Consider the following 21,948-nt stretch of genomic DNA (forward strand, 5'->3'; position numbering starts at 1 on the left):
TGCGTTAGTTTCAAGCAGCAATTGTCAAAGCTGCACCGCAGAGCCGAAAGTAGGTGCGGGTCTGCGGCCGATCCTATAGAGCTGGATCGTTGCGCGGAGCTTACCCCGCTTATTTCACTTGGCGGCGGTAAACAAAGAGCCAGGCATAGCCGCGGCCGATCGGGCGATGCTCGACCATGTCACCAAACTGTTCGGCCTTCTGCCTGAGCACAGTCGCCATCGTCTCGCGCGGCGTCACGTGAAAGCGTTTCAACCAGGCCTGGAGCCCGCGCCGGAACAGGTGCGGCAGGCGTTCCTGCTGGCCGAAATCGGCGATGTGAAGCGAACCGCCGGGATTGAGTGCTGCAATCGCGGCGTCGATTGCTTTTTCCCAGTCCGGGATCATCGACAGCGCATAGGAAATAACAATGCGGTCGAAGGCGGTTTCGCCGAATTCCGAAGGCTGGAAATCGGTTGCGTCGGCGACACGCAGAACCGTCCTCGTGCGTCCGGGTTTGGCGAGTTTCGCCTCGGCCGAAACGAGCATTTCAGCCGAGATGTCGAGCCCGAACAGACGCGCCTGCGGAAAACGCCGTCCGATCAGCGCCAGATTGCGGCCGGTGCCACAGCCGATTTCAAGCACACGGCCGCCGATCGGCGCATCAAGTTCCCGGATCAGCGTGTCGCGGCCGAACAGATAGTATTTGCGGGTCAGATCGTAGAAATGCCGCTGCGTGCGGTACATCCGGTCCATGCGCTCGGCATGGGTGGTGTTTACGCCGGTATCGATCGCCGTCATGCCGTTTTCCTGTAGATATGAAAGCCGCCATAGATGGCCGAGCGATCCTTGAGGTTCAGGGCCTGCGACTTGTCTTTATCGTAGTGCCACTGACCGAGCAGGGCCTGCGACACACGGCCTTCCAGGATGCTGGCTTCGGCCGCGGTGCGGAAGATGACGACCGCACCTTCTGCCGAGGTCCGGGTAATTTCGGTCCACAGATCATTGAGCTGGCGGTCGCTCATCCAATCCTGCGCATCGAGCAGAACGTAGCGATCGACGGATCCGGCCGGCTTCTTCGCCAGAAGTTCGGTGAAGCTCGCGTGGTGCACATGGACGCGTTCGGCATTGTTGCGGATCGTCTCGTGACGGCTGGCCTGCAGGTAGACGGGCAGTTCGCCCTCATGCGGCATCGGATAGCGGCGCGCGAAAGCCTGCCAGGCGAAATAGTTTTCCTTCAGCGGGAAATGGCAGGAGAGCTTTTCCAGGCGCTGGCGCAGCACTCCTGCGAGCGATTTTTCGTCGCTTAGGCTCGCGAGTTCGTCGAACTGCTGCGGCGGAATGCCAAGCCCGAACAGCGAGCTCTTGCGGCTGGTGATCCAGCGGATGACCGGCCGATCGAAGAGGGGCGCCAGCCGCTCGTCGAAGAACTGCCGTTGTTCGCGCATCGAGCGCGCATTGGTGAGTTCGGCCGGATCGACGCCGTGCAAGCGCGCCAGAAGGTGACCGAGGCTGATGAAGCGGCCAAGCAGGCCGGTACGATAGATGTTCCTGCCGAAAACCCGGATACGGCGCTGACCCGTCAGGCTGCGGCTGTTCCAGTATCTGCGCGTAGCGGTGTCGAGCTTGGGCGCGAGGAACATATCGAAGGCCTGGACGTTGCTGGCAATATCGTGCCGGGCAAGGAAGCGAACGGCGTCCGCGTGGCCGGGCAGGTGCCGGAAAGCCGCAAGTTTCAACCGGTTGAGCGCGATATGATGCGGATTGAGATCGACGACGTCGATGCGCTCGGGGGCGGCGGAGAGATAGGCGAGCATGTTGCAGCCGCCGGAACCGATGGTGACGATATGGTGCTCCGGCCGGATTTGCATGGCCTCCATATCGACAGCCGGATCCTCCCATATCTGCGGATAGACGAGACCGGTGAAAAGCAATCCGAAAAGCCGTTCCGACAAACCGTCGACGGTCAGCGCCTTATGCTGGAGCAGAGCGGTCTTGAGCTTGCGGTTCTTTTTGCCATAGCCTGCATCGGGGGCGAGATCGGTCATGTCAGCCTGCCATCTGTTGAAGTTGGAAGGCTTCTAAGACGAGTCCGCTACACTTTGATGACGGATGGCTGATGCAATTTCTCGTTCATAAAAATCGGTTGAGTTTGCGCATGTTGGCTGAGCCATCTCCCGACGGCCCGAACACGACGTCAAAGGTCCTTTTTGATTCCCATCCGGTTTCAGCAGAGGATGTGATCTGCATTCTGCGGTGTGAAGCGGCCAAGGTCGCGGCACGATCAATAGGTTAGAAACATTTATCGCGCCAAAGTGATTGCCATAAACCCTTCCTAAAAACATGGAATCCTGTTTTTGTGGCGGTGGCGAAGCAGGGGCGGTGCGTATGCGCAGAAGATTGTGGTGGCTCGCGGGCGCGATGCCGGTTGCCGTTGCGGCGATCGCCGGCTGGCTGGTGGTCATGCCGCCCGAATTGTTGCGCGTCGGTGACAGTTATGCCGCCAAGATCGTCTGCTCCAGTGTTTTCATAGCTGGCCGCGACGCCGATGCGGTGCTCGCCGACGATGTTCAGGCGCCCGGTCATCCTCTTTTGCGCCTAGTGCGCCTATCGGTCGATGAAACCCGCAAGGCGGTCACCGCCCGCATGTTCGGCTTTGCGGCTCCAGGCCATGCCATCTACCGCGAGGGTCTTGGATGCACCAATGTCACCGAAGGCGAGTTTGCGGCGTTTCCGGGCAACCGGCAGCTTCGCCGCAGGCCGCCGCAATCGGATGAGGGGAAGCCCTGGCCCGACGGTAGCGGCACGAACGTCAATCCTGCGGTGCAGACACTGCTGACGGATCCGCAGCTTGCCGGACCCGGCATGCGCGCCATTGTCGTCGTCAAGGACGGCAGGATCGTCGCGGAACGTTATGGCGAAGGTTTCAACAGCGGCACGCCGCTGCTCGGTTGGTCAATGACCAAATCGGTGACGGCGGCGCTGATCGGCTTGCGCATCAGGGATGGCCAGATGGCGCTCGATCGAACGGAGCTTCTGCCGCAATGGCGAAACGACCCGCGCAACCAGATAAAGCTCGGCGATCTTCTGGCCATGCAGAGCGGTCTTCAGTTCAACGAGGATTATGGCGATGTGACCGACGTCACCCGGATGCTGTTCCTCGAGGGGGACATGGCGAACTTCTCGGCGTCGAAACCGCTCGAGGCGCAACCGGGAGAACGCTTCAGCTATTCCAGCGGCACGTCGACGATTCTTTCGCGGCTCTGGATGGATAGTTTCGGCAGCCTCCGCGAGGCACTCACCTTTCCGCGTGCGGCCCTGTTCCGGCCGCTCGGCATGACAAGCGCGGTGCTGGAGCCGGATGCGCACGGCACTTTCGTCGGCTCCTCCTACATGTATGCGACGGCGCGGGACTGGGCCAGATTCGGCCTCTTCCTGCTGCAAAACGGCAACTGGAAAGGTGAGCAGATCCTGCCGCTGGACTTTGTTACCTTCATGCGCACGCCGACAAAGGCATCAAACGGGCGCTATGGGGCAGGGCATGTCTGGACGAAGCTCGGAAAGGATGGTGGGCCGCCCCTGCCTTCGGACGCCTACTGGCTGCAGGGCCATGACGGGCAGACCTTGATGCTGGCCCCATCCATTGGGCTTGCCGTCGTTCGCCTGGGCCTCACGCCGTCGAGCCTGCGCTATGACGTGCGCATGCTGGAGGCGAAAATAGCTGAGACGGTCAATTGACCGCCGCTGAAGAAATCCGTGATATTGGCTGACTGAGAGGCTTTATTTCATGCCCAGCGTTTCAAGCAGGCCCTTGCGCTTGGCGTGGTAATAATAGCCGCTGGCATAGAGCCTGACGGCGCCGTCGTTCTGGTTGTCGGCGACCATCCACGCGCCTGCCAGATACTTCGTTGCATATTTCAAGTTGGTCTCTGCATCGAAGAGGCCTTCGGCCGGACCTTCGTAACCAAGGCCCTTGGCCGTGTTGTAGCGAATCTGCATCAGGCCGTAATTGCCGGCATGATAGGCGCGCGGATTATAGGTGCTTTCGCGCTTCACGACGCGATGCACCAGCTCTTCCGGAATATTGTTGAGTTTGGCGTAGTAAGCGATCAGGCGATCGAGCTCAGGACGCGAGCTGGTCGGCTTCTCCGTGGTCAGTGAAGCAAGCACCGCCTGCGGAGCGGACAGAACTTTCTCGGCCATCGAAGGCTTCTGCACCGGTACGATCATGCGTCTTGCGACGAGGGTTTCCAGTCCGACTGGTTCGCCGGTGTCGAAATCCGATTCCATCGCGGCCATGACCATGCCTTCGGGAATCTGAGGCGCACTCGCCATTGCGGTCTGGTTGGCGGCGGGAGCGACCATGGCGTTTGCGGTCTGCGGCAAGGCGCTTGGCGTTGCCGCCTGAACGGTTGTCGATGCCTGCGGCGTGGCAAGCGGGTCGGTGGTGGCGCCGTTCGTCACGGCCGGATTCTCGCCGGGCGTCATCATCGCGGTTTCGGCCGCAAGCGCCGCGGCCGTCGCGGTCGCTGCGCCATCCGGGGTCGGCAAAGCGTAAGCCGTCATTTCCGTTCCGGGCTTCGGCAGCGGCGTCACCGTCTGCACCGCCATCAGCTGTTCCATCGGTGTTCGTTCGACACTCGAGCATCCGCCGGCAAGCGCCACCGAGACCAGAGTGCAAGCCGTAACAGCCGGTTTTGAAACGGAAAAACGGAAATTAGCCATGCTGTCGCTTTCGTGCTGTCAGGCCCCGCAGCCCTTGCAAATCAGCAGCCGAAAGCCGCCCCGTGCAAAACTTCATTAACTGATGGGGCAGGGAACCGCAAGCACGGGATGCCTTTTCAGGCGCCGGCGCGCCGCAGGCCCGCTGTCACAAGGCCTGCGCCGATCAGCAGCGAGCCGCCCGTCCGGTTGACGATGGCCTGAACCTTCGGCTTTCGAATCGTCTTGCGGGCGACTGAGGCCATCAGCGCATAGGCCGTTGCGTTGGCCGCGGCGAGCACCAGAAATGTCGTTTCGAAGATCAGCATCTGGCTAAACAGCGGACGGCTGAGATCGAGAAACAGCGGCAGAAAGGCGACGAAGAAGACGATGCTTTTCGGGTTCAGCGCGGTGACGACATACATGTGCAGGAAAATCCGCAAGGGTTGCTCGACGGGAACCGCCATCGTCCCGTCAGTGGCCTCGGCCGCGATCGGCGTGCGCCACAGCTTGATGCCGAGCCAGATGAGATAGGCGGCGCCCACCCACTTCAGAACCGTGAAAATTGCGGCCGAAGTGGCGAGCAGTGCACCGAGGCCGAGCATCGAGGCGGTCATCGCCGTGAAATCGCCAAGAGCGACACCGGCAACCGTGGCACCTGCAACAGTGCGTCCATGGCCCAGCGCATGGGAGATGACGAGCAGGATTGTCGGGCCTGGAATCGCAAGCAGGATGGACGAGGCGACGACGAAGGCCAGCCAATGCTCGATCGACATGAAAAAAGGCTCCGTTTGGACGTGGCGTTCCATCGAGGAAGCCATGCGCAAACGGAGCCGTCAATAGGCCTTGTCAGCAGAGAATCAGGATGCCGGTGACCACTTCTGTCCGATCACGTCCATCACGTCCCCGAACCACTTGACCGACGTATCGAAATGCTTGCCACCGCGGATGCGCGGGAATTCGATCGTCCTCAGCCTGCCGCCCTTGTCCTCATCGTGACCGGTGACGCCGGAGACCTTGTTGAGCGCGCTTTCGACGGCGAGATCGACCATGCCCTGGATAAGGCGCAGATCGTCCACGTTGGCGGGTGCGGAGCGGGCGTAGTAGCCCGATTTCTGCACCATCGAGCGTTCCGCGCCGAGGAGGGCCGCGAACTGCTTGGAGAACCAGCCGCCGACATTGATCGTGTCGATCTTCACATGGCCGAAGGCGTCGCGTTTCACGGTTTCGCCGGCAGCCTCGCGTTCGGCGACGACGGCGTCGAGGCAGGCGCCTTCGCTGACGAACAGGGTGACGAAGCCTGCCTTGTCCATCGTCGCGCGCAGCCGCTCGGCCTCGGCTTCGAGATTGAAGGCGGTTTCGGGCAGGTAGAGGCCATCGATGTTCTTCAGCTTTGTGTCCATCATAAAGCCGTCGACGAATTCCTTCTCGCCGGTCATCTGGATATAGGCGCGCGCCGTCGCGGCCGTCAGCCAGCCGCAGTGGCGGCCCATGACTTCATGAACCACCAGGGTACGCGGGGCGGCACTCTGTTCATTGCTTACATTGTCAAAGAACCTGGCGCCGTATTCGGCGGCCGTCCAGGCACCGAGCGACTGGCGAATCGGCACCACGTCGTTGTCGACGGTCTTCGGCAAGCCGACGACGGTCAGGTCGTAGCCATTGGCGCCGAGATAGGCGGCGAGATCGGCTGCCGTCGTGTTGGTGTCGTCGCCGCCGATCGTGTGCAGAATAGTGATTCCATCGGAAGCGAGCTGCTCGGCAGCGACCCGCAGCGGGTTCTGGCCTTCCTTGACCAGGCCGCGCTTGACGCAGTCTGCAGCGTTGGTCAGCTTGACGCGGCTGTTGCCGATCGGCGAGCCGCCATGGCGGTGCAGGATATGGGCTTTCTCGCGCATGTCGCGGGTGATCTCGATCCGGTCGGCAAGAAGCAGACCCTGATAGCCGGAACGATAGGCGACGAGCTCGATATCAGGCGAGATGTCGGTGTAGCGTTCGATCAGACCACCGACGGCGGAGGACAGGCAGGGGGCGAGGCCGCCTGCGGTCAGCATTGCAACTTTCTGTTTGGGCATGAATTCCTCCTCGGGGATTTCGGCAGATCGTCCGAGGTCTCTCTAGCGCAATTCCCGTGGAAGTTAAATGACACTCAATCAATTCGGCAGTGTGACGCGCTATGCAACGCGCGCCTTGCGGCCGAGCCAGACGATGACGGCGACCGCGACGGCAAAGGCGACCGTCGCCGGGCTGATGACTTCGCCAAGTAGCACAGCCGACACGGCGAGGGTGACGAAGGTCTGCAGTAACTGCACCTGCGCGACGCGGCCGATGCCGCCGAGGGCGAGGCCGGCGTTCCAGAAGACAAAGCCGCCGAACATCGACATCAGGCCGAGATAGGAGAGGGCGCCGAGCTCCGCATTGGTCGGTGCATCAATGCCGTTGGTCATCGCCGCAAGCGTTGCCGCGAGCGACAGCGGCGAGGTGATCACCAGTGCCCAGGAAATCACTTCCCAACCGGGGATGATGCGTGACACCTTGGCCGACAGCACATAACCGAGCGATGCAGTGACCGCCGCCAGAAAAAGCCAGACATCGCCGAGTTGCAGATGAAAGCCGCTTTCACGAACGGAGAAAAAGACGACAAGGGCGGCGCCGGCGACACCGTAGGCCCAGAAGGCAGGCCCAGGCCGTTCGCCGTCGACAGCCGCTGCAAAGATCGAGGTCAACAGCGGCAGAAGGCCGAGAATCACGCCGCCATGACTTGCCGGGATCGTCTGCATCGCGATCGAGGAAAAGATCGGAAAACCATAGACCACGCAAATGCCTGCGCCGAGCAGCATCGCGCCCTGTCCCTTAGGCCAGCGTTTGCCAAGCAAAAGCAGCGTCAGGCCCGCTGCGGTTGAGGCGATGACGGCGCGACCGAAGGTGATGAAGAAGGGAGAGAAGCCGCCGAGCGCGATGTGCGTCATCGGCAAAGTTGCGCCAAAAATCGTGACGCCGATCAGACCTAGGGCCATGCCCATGGCCTGCGGGTGGGTGGAAATGCGCATGGGAACTCCCGGATGTACAGCTTTCGCTCGCATCCTGGCAGGACCAAAGTCAAATTCATTTGCATCATCGACGGATCACCCAATTGAATGGAAAATAGTGAGGTGCCATCACAAATTCGTCATTTGGGTCGATTCGGCGGGCTGTATGCCTTGCAATCCGCGACAACATCTGGTCATGCTGTTCCCTGAGCTGCCCGCCTATTGCGGCCGCATCGCTGTGTCTGCCTCTTTGCACCTGCGCATGGGCGCCTTGCCCATGCGGCCGCCTCCCGAAAGCAATGTGGATCAGCAACCAAGGGAAAGAACGTGCCTATGTCCTTCTGGGATCGCATCCTCAGCATCGTCACCGCGACGGGCAATGCGCTTGCCGGCGTTGTCGAGGCGATCAGGACGCTGTTTGAAGGCGACCCGGAGACGCGCCGCAAGGTGGCCTTTTCCGTCGCCATGATCGCGCTGTCCGCCAAGATGGCAAAAGCCGACGGCGTCGTCACCGAGGCCGAGGTGTCTGCTTTCCGCGATATCTTCAAGTTTCCCGACGATCAGGCCCGCAATGTCGCGCGGCTCTACAATCTCGCCCGCCAGGACGTTGCCGGTTACGAGGCCTATGCCGAGAAGATGGCGTCGCTGTGCGCTTCCTGCGATGAGAACTGCCCGGTGCTGGAAGACATCATCGACGGGCTCTTTCATATTGCCAAGTCGGATGGCGCCCTGCACGAAAAGGAGATCGGGTTCCTCGCGCGCGTGGCGGAAATCTTCCACATGGAAGAAGAGCGGTTTCAGGAGATCATGGCCCGCCATGTTCACGCGTCCGATGCCAACCCTTACGACGTGCTCGGGGTCTCTCCGAAGGACGACTTCTCGATGATCCGCAAGCGCTACCGTGTGCTCGTCTCGGAAAATCATCCGGATATGCTGGTCGCCCGCGGCGTGCCGGAAGAATTGCACGCGATCGCCAATGATCGCATGGCGGCACTCAACGCTGCCTATGAGGCGATCGAGAAAGAACGCCGCGCCGCATGACGCCCTTCGCCTGCGACTACCCGGCTGCGCGCGCCGTGCCATCGCCCAACCATGGCGAAAGGGCGGGCGGCCAGAAGCCGGACATGATCGTTCTGCACTATACCGGCATGGAGACGGCGCAAGCCGCGCTCGACTGGCTCTGTTGCGAGGAAAGCCAGGTTTCCAGTCACTACTTCGTCCATGAGGACGGTCGCGTCGATCAGCTCGTCGCCGAGGATCGTCGCGCGTGGCACGCGGGCAAGAGCGTCTGGAAAGGCGAAACAGACATCAATTCCCGCTCGATCGGCATCGAGATCGCCAATGCCGGCCACCTCGCCGGACTTCCGGACTTTCCCCCGGCGCAGATCGAAGCGGTCGCTGAATTGTGTCGGGACTGTGGCAGTCGCTGGTCTATCCCCCCGGAAAGGGTACTTGCGCACAGCGATGTGGCCCCCATTCGCAAGGCGGACCCGGGAGAAAAATTTCCTTGGGATCAGCTCCATTCGAGCGGTGTCGGGCACTGGGTTCCGCCAGCCCCGATCGGTGGCGGACGATTTTTCCAAAGGGGCGATCAGGGCCAGCCCGTCGAGGCGGTGCAGACCATGCTGTCTTTCTATGGTTACGGAATTGAAGTGACAGGCGTTTTTTGCGAGAAGACGGAGGGGGTGGTTGCCGCCTTCCAGCGACATTTCCGTCAGTCCCAGGTCGACGGCATCGCCGATATTTCGACCCTCGATACGCTCCACAGGCTCTTGTCCGCGCTGCCGAATTTCAGCCGCTGAACAGGCTTGCCGGACGGCTCTTTCGCGCCCTTGTCAGGCGTCCGTCGCATTAATTTTGTGCACTGCCACATGATCGTCACTATGCCGGGGTCTTTTGCCGGCGTACCGAGCCGTGGGTGATTTCAAGGCGCAAGGCCTTCTCCTGCTGATGACGAAAATCGGGGACGCTTGATGGCAGGGCGGGGTGCGCCCATATGCTGCTGCGCCCGAAAGTGGAGATTTCAAGCTAAATGAGACTACCGCATCTTGCTGCAACTGCGGCATGCTTCTGCATGCTTTTTTCCGGGGTTGAAACGTCGTATGCCGGGGGCATCGACAAGACCATAACATCCTCCATCAAGCCAGCCACGAGAACCACGGGTTATCCGGCGCCGGGCGCCTCCCTCGAGACTTCGGCCTATAGTAACTTGATCCAAACCTATGCGAAGCAATACGGTGTTCCTGTCGATCTCGCCCATGCGGTCGTCAAGGTCGAAAGCAACTTCAATCCGAAGGCACGTGGCAGCGCCGGCGAAATCGGCCTGATGCAGATCAAACCGGCGACGGCCCGGATGATGGGTTATAACGGGGGCAAGGGCGGCCTGTTCGATCCCGAGACCAACATCAAGTTCGGTATGAAATATCTTGCCGTGGCACATGAACTGTCCGGCGGTTTCACCTGCGGCACGATCCTTCGCTACAATGCCGGCCACGGCGCCAGGAAGATGAATCCGGTATCGCGCCGCTATTGCGGCAAGGTCCAGAGCATCATCAACTGATAAAAGCCGCGGTCCGGGCGCCGGGTAGGGTTTTGCGTACCGGCATTTTTCAAGTTTTCAGCTGCCAGCCGGCAGATGCCATGCCATCTCCGCCAGATCGTCCTCAAGGACGGTGGGCATGGCGGTAACATTCGATTTCATCATCGTTGGCAAGGGCATGATGGGCGCAGCTCCTTGAGAACGGTCAGCTGGCATACGCCGGAATACGAGACGGATTTTATCGTCTGCTACCAGTAGAAACACGGGTGGGGACACCTTATTTTCTTTTATCTATGGCAATTGGCGGATGCGTCAGTTATGCACCGCCTGCCAGTTGGCCGGGCAGCCGCTCTCCGCTAGGGCCGAAAGGCTGCGGGGGGAGGAAAGTCCGGGCTCCACGGAAAAACGGTGCCGGATAACGTCCGGCGGGGGTGACCCCAGGGAAAGTGCCACAGAAAGAATACCGCCTGCCTCTGGCAGGTAAGGGTGAAAGGGTGGGGTAAGAGCCCACCGCGCGCATGGCAACATGGGTGGCAAGGCAAACCCCACCGGGAGCAAGACCGAATAGGGATGACGTGGACTGCGCAAGCGGTCCGGCCTTTTCCGGGCCAGTCATCCGGGTGGGTTGCAGGAGGCAGCGCGCAAGCGTTGTCCCAGATGAATGGCTGCCACGTTCCGGCTTTCGGGCCGGAGCCATACAGAACCCGGCTTACAGGCCAACTGGCAAATTCTTCTTCTTTGATCCCGGCCAACGCGATGTCAAAAATCGTGTATCCGCTTGAATGCTTATTGGTTTTATACTTTGCTAATATTGAAAGTATTCATTTTACCGAAGGGATTCGACAGTGAATCCAAAGTGTTGAGGTGTCTGTCGTAACCATTTGTTAAACTTAACAGACTATCAATATTTGCTGACGACGCGTGCTGAAATAGAGCAAATCCCATTGACGCCCATATGGTCCCATGGTATCCCAATCATACACAGTACACGGGCTGATTCAGGCCGATTCACCGCAAGTCTCGGGACCCCTCGTTGGGGGATTTTCGAACGGGCATGTCGCCCGCTGGTGGAGTGTTGTGTCTTGTCTTGAGGGGGTGCGCGGGCTATTGGGGTTCGCGCGTTTACCGGAAACGGCCGTATCGCGTCATGAACCGCTTCCTATCGCATGCGACAAACCGGATCGATGCAAAGGGGCGGGTTTCCGTTCCTTCGACGTTTCGCTCTGTTCTGTCGGCGCTCGATATTCGGGAGCTTTATTGCTTTCAGGATTTCGTCTTTCCGGCAATCAGCGCCGGCGGTCCGGAATTGCTGGATCGGTTCGAGAGGCAAATCGGCGGCGAGGATCCGTTTTCGCCGCAGGCCAATCAGATGTCGCTCCTCATTCATGGGGGCGGGGTCTTCATGAAGCTCGACCAGGAAGGCCGATTGATGGTTACGGATTTCATCCGCGACTTCACCGGAATAACCACGGAAGTCACCTTCGTGGGGCGAGCGGATCATTTTCAGTTGTGGGCGCCGCAGGTGTTTCTGGAAACACAAGCGGCGGCGCGGGAAGAACGCAGGTTGCGAGGTCGGCGTTCGGACTAGAGTGGAGAAGCGGAATGATGGCGGATCAAGGCGAAGGTTTACCCGATGCCGATGGCGGACCGGTCCGTCACATTCCGGTTCTTCTCCCAGAGGTTCTTGCGAGCCTTAATCTCGCCCCCGGTAAGATCATCCTCGATGGCACCTTTGGTGCCGGTGGCTATACCTCTGCCATTCTGGCGACCGGTGCCGATGTGATTGCGCTCGATCGTGATCCGGCGGCCATTCAAGCCGGACAGCCGCTGGTCGCCGCCAGCAACGGCCACCTCACCCTGGTGCATTCGCGTTTCTCCAACCTTGCGCAATATGCCCCGGAGGGCGGACTTGACGGGGTCGTGCTCGATATCGGCGTTTCCTCCATGCAGATCGACGAAGCCGAGCGGGGCTTCTCCTTCCAGAAGCGCGGGCCGCTCGACATGCGCATGTCGTCGGATGGCGTTTCCGCGGCCGACGTCGTCAATAGGGCCAAGGTTTCGGACCTGACACGCATCTTCGGCTTTCTCGGCGAGGAGCCGCAGTCCGGCCGGATCGCCCGCGCCATTGAAAAGCGCCGGCTCGAGGAGCCTTTTGTCACGACGCGCGACCTTGCGGGCCTGATCGAGATCGTTACGCCGCGCAAGGCCAAGGACAAGATTCATCCCGCCACCCGTGTCTTCCAGGCGCTGCGCATCTTCGTCAACGACGAACTCGGCGAACTTGCCCGGGCGCTGTTTGCCGCCGAGCGCGTGCTGAAGCCCGGCGGGCGGCTGACGATCGTCACCTTCCATTCGCTGGAAGACCGGATCGTCAAGAAATTCTTCCAGGATCGCGCCGGCAAGGCTTCCGGTTCGCGTCACATGCCGCTGGTGCATGAGCGTGCGGCAACTTTCGCACCAGTTGGGAAATCTATGGTGGCGGCCAGTGAAGAAGAAGCCTCGCGCAACCCGCGCGCCCGGTCCGCCAAGATGCGGGTTGGCGCCCGCACCGATGCCCCGCCTCAGGCAGATGATCTGTCCATCTTCGATTTGCCGAACCTTGCGAGCCTTGGAAAGATTGGGGGCTGAGACATGTTACGCACCTTTGACATCGTCCTGATCGTCGTCATGACGGCCGCAGCGACGGTCACCTACACGATCAAGCACCGGGCGGAAAACAAGCTGGAAGACGTGCGCAAGCTGGAGGCGGAGATAAAGCTCGAGGAAGATACGATCGACCTTCTGCGCGCCGACTGGGCGCTGCTCACCCAGCCCAATCGCCTCGAAAAGCTCGTAACCGTCTACCAGCAGGACCTGCATCTTACGCCCACCGCCTCGACCCAGCTTGCCCGTCCGGAAGAGCTGCCGATGCTCAAGGCCGATCTGCCGCCGCCGCAGGATGTCCTCGAAGCGATGGGCATGGTCAAGGGCAAGTCGAAAAAACCGCTCGCAAAGACGGATGATATCGCAACAGGTTCGGTGGCACGCTGATGTCTTTTCTGTCCCGTATCATGGTCGTCAAGAGCAAGGCTCATTTCTCCGCCGGCGGCAACAACCATCCCGGTGATCTCGGCATTCCGTTCCAGGGAACGCGTAAGAAGAGCAGCAACCAGGCGAGAAGCCGTGTGGCGATCGTCATCATCAGCTTCGCGGCGGTCTATTGCGTCATCGGCGGCCGTCTCGTGCAGTACGGTCTGGCCAATCCAGACACGGTTTCCAGCATCGGCCGCGCCGACAATCTGATGGCCTCGCGTCCTGATATTCTCGACCGTAACGGCGAAATCCTCGCGACCGACATCCGCACGGTCTCGCTCTATGCCGAGCCGCACAAGATCGTCGATGCCGACGAGGCGGTCGAGCAATTGTCGACTGTCCTGCCCAATCTCAACGTTGCGGAAATCTACAACAAGCTGAAATCCAAATCGCGGTTTCAGTGGCTGCGTCGCCAGTTGACCCCGAAACAGCAGAGCGAAATCCTGGCACTCGGCATTCCCGGCATTGGCTTCCGGCCGGAGAAGCGCCGTTTCTACCCCGGCGGGGCTACCGCTTCGCACGTCATCGGTCATGTCAATGTCGATAATCGCGGTATTGCCGGCATGGAGCGCTGGATCGACAACCAGGGACTGGCCGATCTTGCCGCCATCGGCATGACGAGCGATGCGAAGATCGAGCCAGTCAAGCTCTCGATCGACCTGCGCGTCCAGAACATTCTGCGCGATGTCGTCGTCGATGCCATGGAAAAGTTCAAGTCGCTTGCCGCAGGCGGCGTGGTGATGGACGTGAAGACCGGCGAAATTCTCGCCATGGTGTCCTATCCCGACTATGATCCGAACAAGCCCGCCGATGGCGCCAAGGAAGGCTGGATGAACCGCATGTCGAACGGCACGTTCGAGATGGGGTCGACCTTCAAGTCGTTTACGACCGCGATGGCGCTCGATTCCGGCAAGGTGACATTGAACGACAGCTTCGATGCCCGATTCCCGATCAGAATCGGCGGCTTTACGATCAAGGATTTCCACGGCAAGCATCGTGTTCTGACGGTGCCGGAGATTTTCCAGTATTCATCGAATATCGGAACGGCCAAGATGGCCGATATCGTTGGCATCGCGGGTCACAAGGAGTTCCTGACCAGGATGGGCCTGCTCTCCAGGATGCAGACGGAACTGCCCGAAGTGAAGACGCCGAGCCAGCCACGCGAATGGAAGAAGATCAACTCGATCACCATCTCCTTCGGTCACGGCGTATCCACGACGCCACTGCAGACGGCGGTGGCCGGTGCAGCCCTGTTGAACGGCGGACACCTCATCGAACCGACCTTCCTGCCGCGCACGGCGCAGGAGGCAGAGGCCGCCTCGACGACAGTCATCAAAAAATCGACCAGCGACGATATGCGCTACCTGTTCCGTCGGAATGCCGTCAATGGCTCCGGCAAGAACGCGCGTGTGCCAGGCTTCAATGTCGGCGGCAAGACCGGGACCGCAGACAAGGTCGTGAACGGCCGTTATTCGAACGCTGCCAACTTCAACGCCTTTCTGGCCGGCTTCCCGATCGATGATCCGCGCTACGTGGTCCTGACCTTCATCGATGAACCGAAAACCGACAAGGGCAATGGCGCAGCACTTGCGGGCAATACGGCTGCCCCGATGGTTCGCGATATCATAAGCCGATCTGCGCCGCTTCTCGGCGTGGAGCCGAAGTTCGGCGAAGACGGTTCTGCCTTGCTTGTGTCTTATTGACCATGGAATGACAATCTGGAGGATTCGCCGCCCGGCGGGTCGGTATAACTGAAAAGTGCATCCATGAAGATCAAAGACCTGATCGGGAAGGATTTCCCGGAAATTGCCGCGCAGTTGAACGCCGCCGCCGGCGATATCGATATTGCCGCCATCACCGCCGATAGCCGACAGGTCGTCCCCGGTGCGCTGTTCGTGGCGCTTTCGGGTAGCAAGGCGGACGGCAAGGCCTTCATTGATGACGCAATTGCGCGCGGCGCCGCAGCCGTGGTCGCGGGCGCAAAACCCACGGAAGATGTTGCGGCGCCGATTTTTGCCGCCTCGGCGCCTCGCCGCGTGCTTGCGCTCGCAGCCGCCAATTTCTACGGGCGCCAGCCACAAACGATGGTGGCTGTGACCGGTACGGCCGGAAAGACGTCGGTCGCCTCGTTCACCCGACAGATCTGGGCGCATTCCGGCCATGCGGCAGCAATGATCGGCACCACGGGCGTCATCGCGCCCGGTCGCAACGATTATGGCTCGCTGACGACACCGGATCCGGTTTCGCTGCACAAACTGCTCGCCGAACTCGCCGACGCCGGCGTCACCCACGCGGCCATGGAGGCTTCCAGCCACGGGCTCGACCAGAGCCGGCTGGATGGCGTGCGCCTTGCCGCCGCCGGTTTCACCAACCTCGGCCGCGATCACATGGATTACCACCCGACCGTCGAGGACTATATGGCCGCCAAGATGCGGCTGTTCGAGGGCGTGCTGCCGAAGGGATCGCCGGCGGTGATATTCGCCGACGACGCCTGGTCGGGACCGGCAATCGCCGCAGCCAAGGCAACCGGTCAGGAGGTGCTGACCGTCGGCCGCAGGGGGGATTATCTGAGCCTCAAGCGCGTCGAGCATTTCCGTCACAAGCAAATCGCCGAGGTTCATATCGGCGATGAGATTTTCGAGGTGCATGTACCGCTGGCCGGCGACTTCCAGATTTCCAATGCGCTCGTGGCGGCCGGCCTCGCCATCTCCACAGGCGTCAGCGCCAAAGCGGCGATGGCGGCGCTCGAAAAGCTTCAGGGTGCTTCAGGTCGCCTCGAACTGGTTGGCCACACCAAGGATGGTGCGCTCGCCTATGTCGACTACGCCCACAAGCCGGATGCGCTCGAAAACGTCCTGACGTCCGTCCGTCCGTTCACGACCGGCCGGGTCATCGTGGTCTTCGGCTGCGGCGGTGATCGCGACAAGGGCAAGCGTCCGATCATGGGCGAGATCGCCACGCGGCTTGCCGATGTTGTGATCGTCACCGACGACAATCCACGCTCGGAAGTTCCCGAGATCATTCGCAGCGAGATCTTGGCGGCGGCCAAGGGCGCGACCGAAATCGGCGACCGTGCGGAAGCGATCAGGGCTGCCGTCACTCTGTTGAAATCCGGCGATACGCTGATCGTCGCCGGCAAGGGGCATGAGGAGGGGCAGACCATCGGCTCCGTCACTTTGCCTTTCTCCGACCATGCCGAGTTAAGAAAAGCATTGGGAGATCAATGATTTGAGCTTTCTCTGGACAGTTAGCGACCTGATGGCGGCCATGCATGGCCGCCCGATGGGAAACCTGCCGGAAGGCATTACCGGCATCTCGATCGACAGCCGCTCCATCGCCAAGGGCGAGGCTTTCTTCGCGATCAGGGGCGACCGGGTCGATGGCCACGACTATGCCGGGATCGCGATCGCCAATGGCGCAGCGCTGCTCGTCGTCAGCGAGGCGAAACTGCCGGCGCTCGGGCGTCTGATCGCGCCGATGATCGTCGTCGATGACGTGCTGGAGGCGATGGTGCGGCTCGGCTGCGCCGCTCGAGACCGCAGCGCCGCGAAGATCATCGCGGTGACTGGTTCCGTCGGCAAGACCACCACGAAGGAGATGCTGCGTCACGTCTTGTCGCCGTCCGGCCGGGTGCATGCCTCCGTCGCCTCGTTCAACAATCATTGGGGCGTGCCGCTGACCCTGTCGCGCATGCCGGAAAACACCGATTTCGGCATCTTCGAGATCGGCATGAACCATGCCGACGAGATCCGGCCGCTGGTCAAGATGGTTCGTCCGCATGTGGCAATCATTACCACGATCGCTGCCGCGCATCTTGGCAATTTCAAGGATCTCGGCGAGATTGCCGCTGCCAAGGCGGAGATCATGGAAGGGCTCGTCGATGACGGCCATGTGATCCTCAACCGCGATAGCGAGCAGTTCGAGACACTGGAAAAAGCAGCAGCGGTGCTGGGCGTTGCCCATGTGCACAGCTTCGGCAGCAGCGCCAAGGCCGATTTCCGCATGGTGGAATTCGCAGGCGGCTCGGACGGGGCCGTGCTCTGGGCGGCGATCGGCGGCAGGACGCTGGAAATCCAGATGGGCGCGCCGGGCCGGCATGTCGCCGAAAACGCGCTTACTGCACTCGGTGCCGCCGCTCTGGTCGGGGCGGATGTGGATGCTGCGGTTGCCGCCCTTGCCACCCTGGTGCCGGAAAAGGGGCGGGGCGCAAGGCACCGTCTGCCGATCGGCTCGGGTTCCTTCGTTCTGATCGATGAGAGCTACAACGCCAACCCGGCCTCAATGCGGGCGGCGATCGCGCTTCTCAAGGATTCCGAACTGCCGGAGGGCGGGCGGCGGATTGCCATTCTCGGCGATATGCTGGAGATGGGCGAGTTCGCAGGCAAGGTCCATGCCGGGCTTGCGGCACCGCTGGTTGAAGCCGGTATCGGCGCTGTCTGGCTCGCCGGACCGGAGATGGCGCATCTGCGCGATGCACTGCCTGAAGACATCCACGTCGAATACCGTGAAACGGTCGATGAGCTCAAGGAATTTGCTCTCGGCTCGATCGCGGCCGGAGATGTGGTGATGATCAAGTCGTCCAAGGGGACCGGTTGCGGCAGGATCGTTACCGCTTTGCTCGAGAAATATCCGCCTTCGCCCGGGACGGGACGCACCGAATAAGGCTGGGACAAGGCTTTCATGGCCGAAGTTCCATGCTGACACTTCTGATACGACGCAGTTATTCTTCCATTCGGTGATTCTGATGGATGACACCTGCAACGAACCTTTGGGGAAAGGTCCCTTATGCTCATCTGGCTTGTCGAACTGGCGGACCATTTTCAATTCTTCAACCTCTTCCGGTACATCACCTTCCGTACCGGCGCCGCCCTGTTCACATCGGCAATCATCGTCTTTCTGTTCGGTCCGCGGATGATCTCGTCGCTGCGTGTCCGGCAGGGCCGTGGCCAGCCGATCCGCGCGGACGGGCCCCAGACCCATTTCAAGAAGGCCGGCACGCCGACCATGGGCGGCCTGATGATCCTTGCCGGTATTGTCGGCAGTTCGCTGCTCTGGGCCGATCTTTCCAGCGTCTATGTGGTTTCGACGTTGCTCGTGACGCTCGGTTTCGGCGCTATCGGCTTCTACGATGATTATCTCAAGGTGACGAAACAGTCGGACAAGGGATTTTCCGGCAAGGCCCGCCTCGGGATCGAGTTCGTTATCGCCGCCATCGCGGTCTTTTTCATGATGCGGACCGCCTTGTTGGCTGGAACGAACGGCTCGACGTTCGGCTCGTCGCTGACATTCCCCTTCCTCAAGGATTTCACTCTCAATCTCGGCTATTTCTTCATCCTGTTCGGCGGCTTCGTCATCGTCGGCGCCGGCAATGCAGTCAACCTCACCGATGGTCTCGACGGTCTTGCCATCGTGCCGGTGATGATTGCCGCCGCCTCCTTCGGCGTCATCGCCTACCTCGCCGGTAACGCGGTGTTTGCGAACTACCTGCAGATTCATTTCGTGCCGGGCACCGGCGAGCTTGCGGTCATCCTCGGCGCCGTCATCGGCGCCGGCCTCGGTTTTCTCTGGTTCAACGCACCGCCGGCGGCGATCTTCATGGGCGACACCGGGTCCTTGGCGCTCGGCGGCCTGATCGGCACAGTTGCCGTTGCGACCAAGCACGAGATCGTCATGATCATCATTGGCGGCCTTTTCGTCATCGAAACGCTGTCGGTGATCATCCAGGTCTTCTGGTTCAAGCGCACCGGCAAGCGCGTCTTCCTGATGGCGCCGATCCATCACCATTTCGAGAAGAAGGGCTGGACGGAGAGCCAGGTCGTCATCCGCTTCTGGATCATCGCGGTCATTCTCGCCATGATCGGCCTTTCGACCCTGAAGCTGCGGTAAGCCGATGATCCCGGTCACGACATTTCAGGATAAGCAGGTCGCGCTCTTCGGTCTCGGCGGCTCCGGTCTGGCGACGGCGCAGGCGCTGGTCGCCGGCGGTGCCAAGGTTACGGCCTGGGACGATAACCCCGACAGCGTTGCCAAGGCGGCTGCCGAGGGCATCGGTACCGGTGATCTGCGACAGGCGGACTGGAGTGCCTTTTCCGCCTTCGTTTTGTCGCCTGGCGTTCCGCTCACGCATCCGAAGCCGCACTGGACCGTCGATCTCGCCCATGCCAGCGGCGTCGAGATCATTGGCGATGTGGAACTGTTCGTGCGCGAGCGGCGGGCCCATGCGCCGGATTGCGCCTTCATCGCCATTACCGGCACCAACGGCAAATCCACGACGACGGCGCTGATCGCCCATATCCTGAAGGCCAGCGGCCGCGACACCCAGCTTGGCGGCAATATCGGCACGGCCGTTCTGACCCTTGATCCGCCGAAAAACGGTCGCTTCTATGTCGTCGAGTGCTCGTCCTACCAGATCGACCTTGCGCCGACGATCAATCCGTCCGCCGGCATCCTCCTCAACCTGACGCCGGATCATCTCGATCGGCACGGTACGATGCAGCACTACGCCGGCATCAAGGAACGTCTTGTCGCCGGAAGCCGCGTTGCCGTTGTCGGTGTCGATGACAGTTTTTCGAGCCTGATCGCCGATCGCGTCGAGCGTTCAGGCACCAAGGTCGTGCGGATTTCGCGGCGCCAGGTGCTGGCGGATGGTCTCTATGCCGAGGGCAGCCGGATCGTGCAGGCCCTGGCCGGAGCAACCAGCCTGTTCGCCGATCTCGATGGTATCCAGACCCTGCGCGGCGGCCACAATGCCCAGAACGCGGCAGCGGCGATTGCCGCTTGCCTTGCCGTCGGTGTTTCGCAGGCAGACATCGTCAAGGGCCTCTCCTCTTTTCCCGGGCTGAAGCACCGCATGCAGCCGGTCGGCCGCAAGGGGCAGGTGGTTTTCGTCAACGACAGCAAAGCGACCAATGCGGATGCGGCAGCGCCCGCTTTGTCGAGCTACGAGCGGATCTACTGGATCGCGGGCGGCCTGCCGAAGGAGGGCGGCATTATGACGCTTTCACCGTTCTTTCCGAAAATCGCCAAGGCCTACCTGATCGGCGAGGCTGCATCCGCTTTCGCAGCGACCCTTGGCGAGGCTGTGCCCTTCGAGATTTCCGGGACTTTGCAGCAGGCCGTCGCCCATGCCGCCGCTGATGCGGCCAAGGACGAGGCGGGGCCATCCGCCGTGATGCTGTCCCCGGCTTGCGCAAGTTTCGACCAGTACAAGAACTTTGAAGTCAGGGGCGATGCCTTCGTCAGCCATGTGGCCGCGATCGACGGCGTGACGATGCTGATATGAGGCCGCATCTTGCGGTTTATGAGGGCCGATAGCCTGATGATGACGGAATGGCGCCGGACGCGCCGTTGAAGGGGACGAAGAGATGGTAAGCCGTGCCGAACGTGGCCCCGTGGCCGACTGGTTCTGGACGATCGACAGGTTCTTCCTGGCGACCTTCATTCTGCTGATGGGCATCGGCTTTATGCTGTCCTTCGCGGCAAGCCCGGCGGTCGCCGAGCGGCTCAATCTCGACAGCTTCCATTTCGTCAAGCGGCACGCTGCGTTCCTTCTGCCATCGCTCGCGGTGATGGTTGGCATTTCCTTCCTGTCGCCCCGGCAGGTGCGCCGAACGGCGATGATCCTGCTTCTCGCCTCGCTCGGCATGATGGTGCTGGCACTGTTCTTCGGCGCCGAGGTCAAGGGCTCCCGCCGCTGGATTTCGCTTGCCGGCCTGTCGGTTCAGCCGTCCGAATTCATGAAGCCGGCCTTCGTCGTCGTCTGTGCCTGGCTGTTCTCCGAGCATGCGCGCCAGCCGGAAATTCCAGGCAACCTGTTCGCCATCCTGCTTTACGGCATCGTCGTCGCGCTGCTCGTGGCGCAACCCGACCTTGGCCAGACCATCCTGACGACGGCCGTCTGGGGCGGCATGTTCTTCATGGCCGGCATGCCGTGGCTCTGGATCATCGTGCTCGGGGGGTCGGCAGTCGGGGGGCTGGTGGTCGCCTATACGATACTGCCGCACGTAGCCGGCCGTATCGACCGGTTCCTGACCGGCGAGGGCGACACCTTCCAGGTCGATACTGCGCGCGAGGCGATCATTCGCGGTGACTGGCTGGGGCAGGGACCGGGCGAAGGCATCGTCAAGCGGATCATCCCGGATAGCCACACCGACTTCATCTTCTCGGTCGCGGCGGAAGAGTTCGGCATCGTCTTCTGCATGGCCATCGTGCTGATCTTCGCCTTCCTCGTCATGCGCGGTCTTTCCCACGCTTTCCGTGAGCGCAACGACTTCACCCGGTTCGCCGTTGCCGGCCTCGTGCTGCAGATCGGCATCCAGTCGATGATCAATATCGGCGTCAATCTCGAACTCCTGCCGGCCAAGGGCATGACCCTGCCGTTGATCTCCTATGGTGGTTCCTCCATGGTGGCGATCTGCGTGACGGCGGGCTTCATCCTGGCGCTGACCCGCCATCGCCCGGAAAAACGCGCCGTCGAACGCAGCCTGTTCCGCTCGGGCATGGGCGTGCCAGCGGAGTGAGGCCACTATGGAGTTCGTCGTGAGTTACCCCCCTCTGTCCCTCCGGGACATCTCCCCCTCAAGGGGGGAGATCGGCCGTCAGTTTTTTGCCTCCCTGACTTTGATAAAAGG

The 21,948-nt window shown here is 61.2% G+C and carries 19 protein-coding genes and 1 other RNA gene; 14 read left to right on the top strand and 6 right to left on the bottom strand.

Annotated features, from left to right (window positions below; translation table 11 throughout):
- Positions 1-109 precede the first annotated feature (109 nt).
- Positions 110-778: a class I SAM-dependent methyltransferase gene (locus ACSQ2W_RS14855; protein WP_436086939.1), complete on the bottom strand. Its 669-nt coding sequence runs from the start codon at positions 776-778 to the stop codon at positions 110-112.
- A complete protein-coding gene (locus ACSQ2W_RS14860) occupies positions 775-2,025 on the bottom strand; it encodes a DUF3419 family protein (RefSeq protein WP_436086940.1) in 1,251 nt (416 codons plus the stop codon). The genes ACSQ2W_RS14855 and ACSQ2W_RS14860 overlap by 4 nt, the downstream gene beginning before the upstream one ends.
- Before the next feature lie 340 nt (positions 2,026-2,365).
- On the opposite strand from ACSQ2W_RS14860, the gene ACSQ2W_RS14865 reads away from it, so the two are divergent.
- Positions 2,366-3,715 (top strand): serine hydrolase domain-containing protein, encoded by a 1,350-nt coding sequence (locus ACSQ2W_RS14865; protein ID WP_436086941.1) that lies wholly within the window; start codon positions 2,366-2,368, stop codon positions 3,713-3,715.
- A 42-nt stretch (positions 3,716-3,757) separates the two neighbouring features.
- On the opposite strand, the gene ACSQ2W_RS14870 is transcribed toward ACSQ2W_RS14865, so the two are convergent.
- From ACSQ2W_RS14870 to ACSQ2W_RS14885, 4 genes are all read right to left on the bottom strand, one after another.
- On the bottom strand, positions 3,758-4,702 hold the full coding sequence (locus ACSQ2W_RS14870) for a transglycosylase SLT domain-containing protein (protein ID WP_436086942.1): 945 nt from the start codon (positions 4,700-4,702) through the stop codon (positions 3,758-3,760).
- A gap of 116 nt (positions 4,703-4,818) precedes the next feature.
- Positions 4,819-5,454, bottom strand: coding sequence for a LysE family translocator (locus ACSQ2W_RS14875; RefSeq protein WP_436086943.1), 636 nt, complete (start codon positions 5,452-5,454; stop codon positions 4,819-4,821).
- 84 nt (positions 5,455-5,538) lie between these two features.
- Positions 5,539-6,753 (bottom strand): pyrophosphate--fructose-6-phosphate 1-phosphotransferase, encoded by a 1,215-nt coding sequence (locus ACSQ2W_RS14880; RefSeq protein WP_436086944.1) that lies wholly within the window; start codon positions 6,751-6,753, stop codon positions 5,539-5,541.
- Between the two features lie 99 nt (positions 6,754-6,852).
- The gene (locus tag ACSQ2W_RS14885) at positions 6,853-7,728 is read right to left on the bottom strand and encodes a DMT family transporter (RefSeq protein ID WP_436086945.1); all 876 of its coding nucleotides are present in this window, start codon (positions 7,726-7,728) and stop codon (positions 6,853-6,855) included.
- A gap of 312 nt (positions 7,729-8,040) precedes the next feature.
- Between ACSQ2W_RS14885 and ACSQ2W_RS14890 the strand changes: the two genes are divergently transcribed.
- The 13 genes from ACSQ2W_RS14890 (at position 8,041) to ftsW (ending at position 21,837) form a co-directional block, all read left to right on the top strand.
- The gene (locus tag ACSQ2W_RS14890; RefSeq protein WP_436087796.1) at positions 8,041-8,748 is read left to right on the top strand and encodes a TerB family tellurite resistance protein; all 708 of its coding nucleotides are present in this window, start codon (positions 8,041-8,043) and stop codon (positions 8,746-8,748) included.
- Positions 8,745-9,509, top strand: coding sequence for an N-acetylmuramoyl-L-alanine amidase (locus tag ACSQ2W_RS14895; RefSeq protein ID WP_436086946.1), 765 nt, complete (start codon positions 8,745-8,747; stop codon positions 9,507-9,509). The genes ACSQ2W_RS14890 and ACSQ2W_RS14895 overlap by 4 nt, the downstream gene beginning before the upstream one ends.
- 230 nt (positions 9,510-9,739) lie before the next feature.
- Positions 9,740-10,267, top strand: a complete 528-nt coding sequence (locus tag ACSQ2W_RS14900; RefSeq protein ID WP_436086947.1) for a lytic transglycosylase domain-containing protein — start codon at positions 9,740-9,742, stop codon at positions 10,265-10,267.
- Between the two features lie 309 nt (positions 10,268-10,576).
- Positions 10,577-10,974, top strand: an RNA gene (gene rnpB, locus ACSQ2W_RS14905) — RNase P RNA component class A.
- A gap of 419 nt (positions 10,975-11,393) precedes the next feature.
- On the top strand, positions 11,394-11,834 hold the full coding sequence (gene mraZ, locus ACSQ2W_RS14910) for a division/cell wall cluster transcriptional repressor MraZ (protein ID WP_436086948.1): 441 nt from the start codon (positions 11,394-11,396) through the stop codon (positions 11,832-11,834).
- A 14-nt stretch (positions 11,835-11,848) separates the two neighbouring features.
- Positions 11,849-12,874: a 16S rRNA (cytosine(1402)-N(4))-methyltransferase RsmH gene (rsmH, locus tag ACSQ2W_RS14915; protein WP_436086949.1), complete on the top strand. Its 1,026-nt coding sequence runs from the start codon at positions 11,849-11,851 to the stop codon at positions 12,872-12,874.
- Between the two features lie 3 nt (positions 12,875-12,877).
- The gene (gene ftsL, locus ACSQ2W_RS14920) at positions 12,878-13,276 is read left to right on the top strand and encodes a cell division protein FtsL (RefSeq protein WP_436086950.1); all 399 of its coding nucleotides are present in this window, start codon (positions 12,878-12,880) and stop codon (positions 13,274-13,276) included.
- Positions 13,276-15,021 carry a peptidoglycan D,D-transpeptidase FtsI family protein gene (locus ACSQ2W_RS14925; RefSeq protein ID WP_436086951.1) on the top strand — a complete coding sequence of 582 codons (1,746 nt, stop codon included), beginning with the start codon at positions 13,276-13,278 and terminating at the stop codon, positions 15,019-15,021. Before ftsL ends, ACSQ2W_RS14925 begins: the two co-directional genes overlap by 1 nt.
- A 63-nt stretch (positions 15,022-15,084) precedes the next feature.
- Complete coding sequence (locus ACSQ2W_RS14930; protein WP_436086952.1) at positions 15,085-16,545, top strand: UDP-N-acetylmuramoyl-L-alanyl-D-glutamate--2,6-diaminopimelate ligase; 1,461 nt, start codon at positions 15,085-15,087, stop codon at positions 16,543-16,545.
- Between the two features lies 1 nt (position 16,546).
- Positions 16,547-17,980, top strand: coding sequence for a UDP-N-acetylmuramoylalanyl-D-glutamyl-2,6-diaminopimelate--D-alanyl-D-alanine ligase (locus ACSQ2W_RS14935; RefSeq protein WP_436086953.1), 1,434 nt, complete (start codon positions 16,547-16,549; stop codon positions 17,978-17,980).
- Positions 17,981-18,103: 123 nt separating this feature from the next.
- Positions 18,104-19,204 (top strand): phospho-N-acetylmuramoyl-pentapeptide-transferase, encoded by a 1,101-nt coding sequence (gene mraY, locus ACSQ2W_RS14940; protein ID WP_436086954.1) that lies wholly within the window; start codon positions 18,104-18,106, stop codon positions 19,202-19,204.
- 4 nt (positions 19,205-19,208) lie between these two features.
- Entirely contained in the window at positions 19,209-20,600 is a 1,392-nt protein-coding gene (gene murD / locus ACSQ2W_RS14945; protein ID WP_436086955.1) for a UDP-N-acetylmuramoyl-L-alanine--D-glutamate ligase, read from the top strand.
- A gap of 82 nt (positions 20,601-20,682) precedes the next feature.
- Positions 20,683-21,837: a putative lipid II flippase FtsW gene (ftsW, locus tag ACSQ2W_RS14950; protein WP_436086956.1), complete on the top strand. Its 1,155-nt coding sequence runs from the start codon at positions 20,683-20,685 to the stop codon at positions 21,835-21,837.
- The last annotated feature ends 111 nt before the right edge of the window (positions 21,838-21,948 follow it).

The organism is Pararhizobium sp. LjRoot255 (assembly GCF_964252905.1).
GTDB lineage: Bacteria > Pseudomonadota > Alphaproteobacteria > Rhizobiales > Rhizobiaceae > Pararhizobium.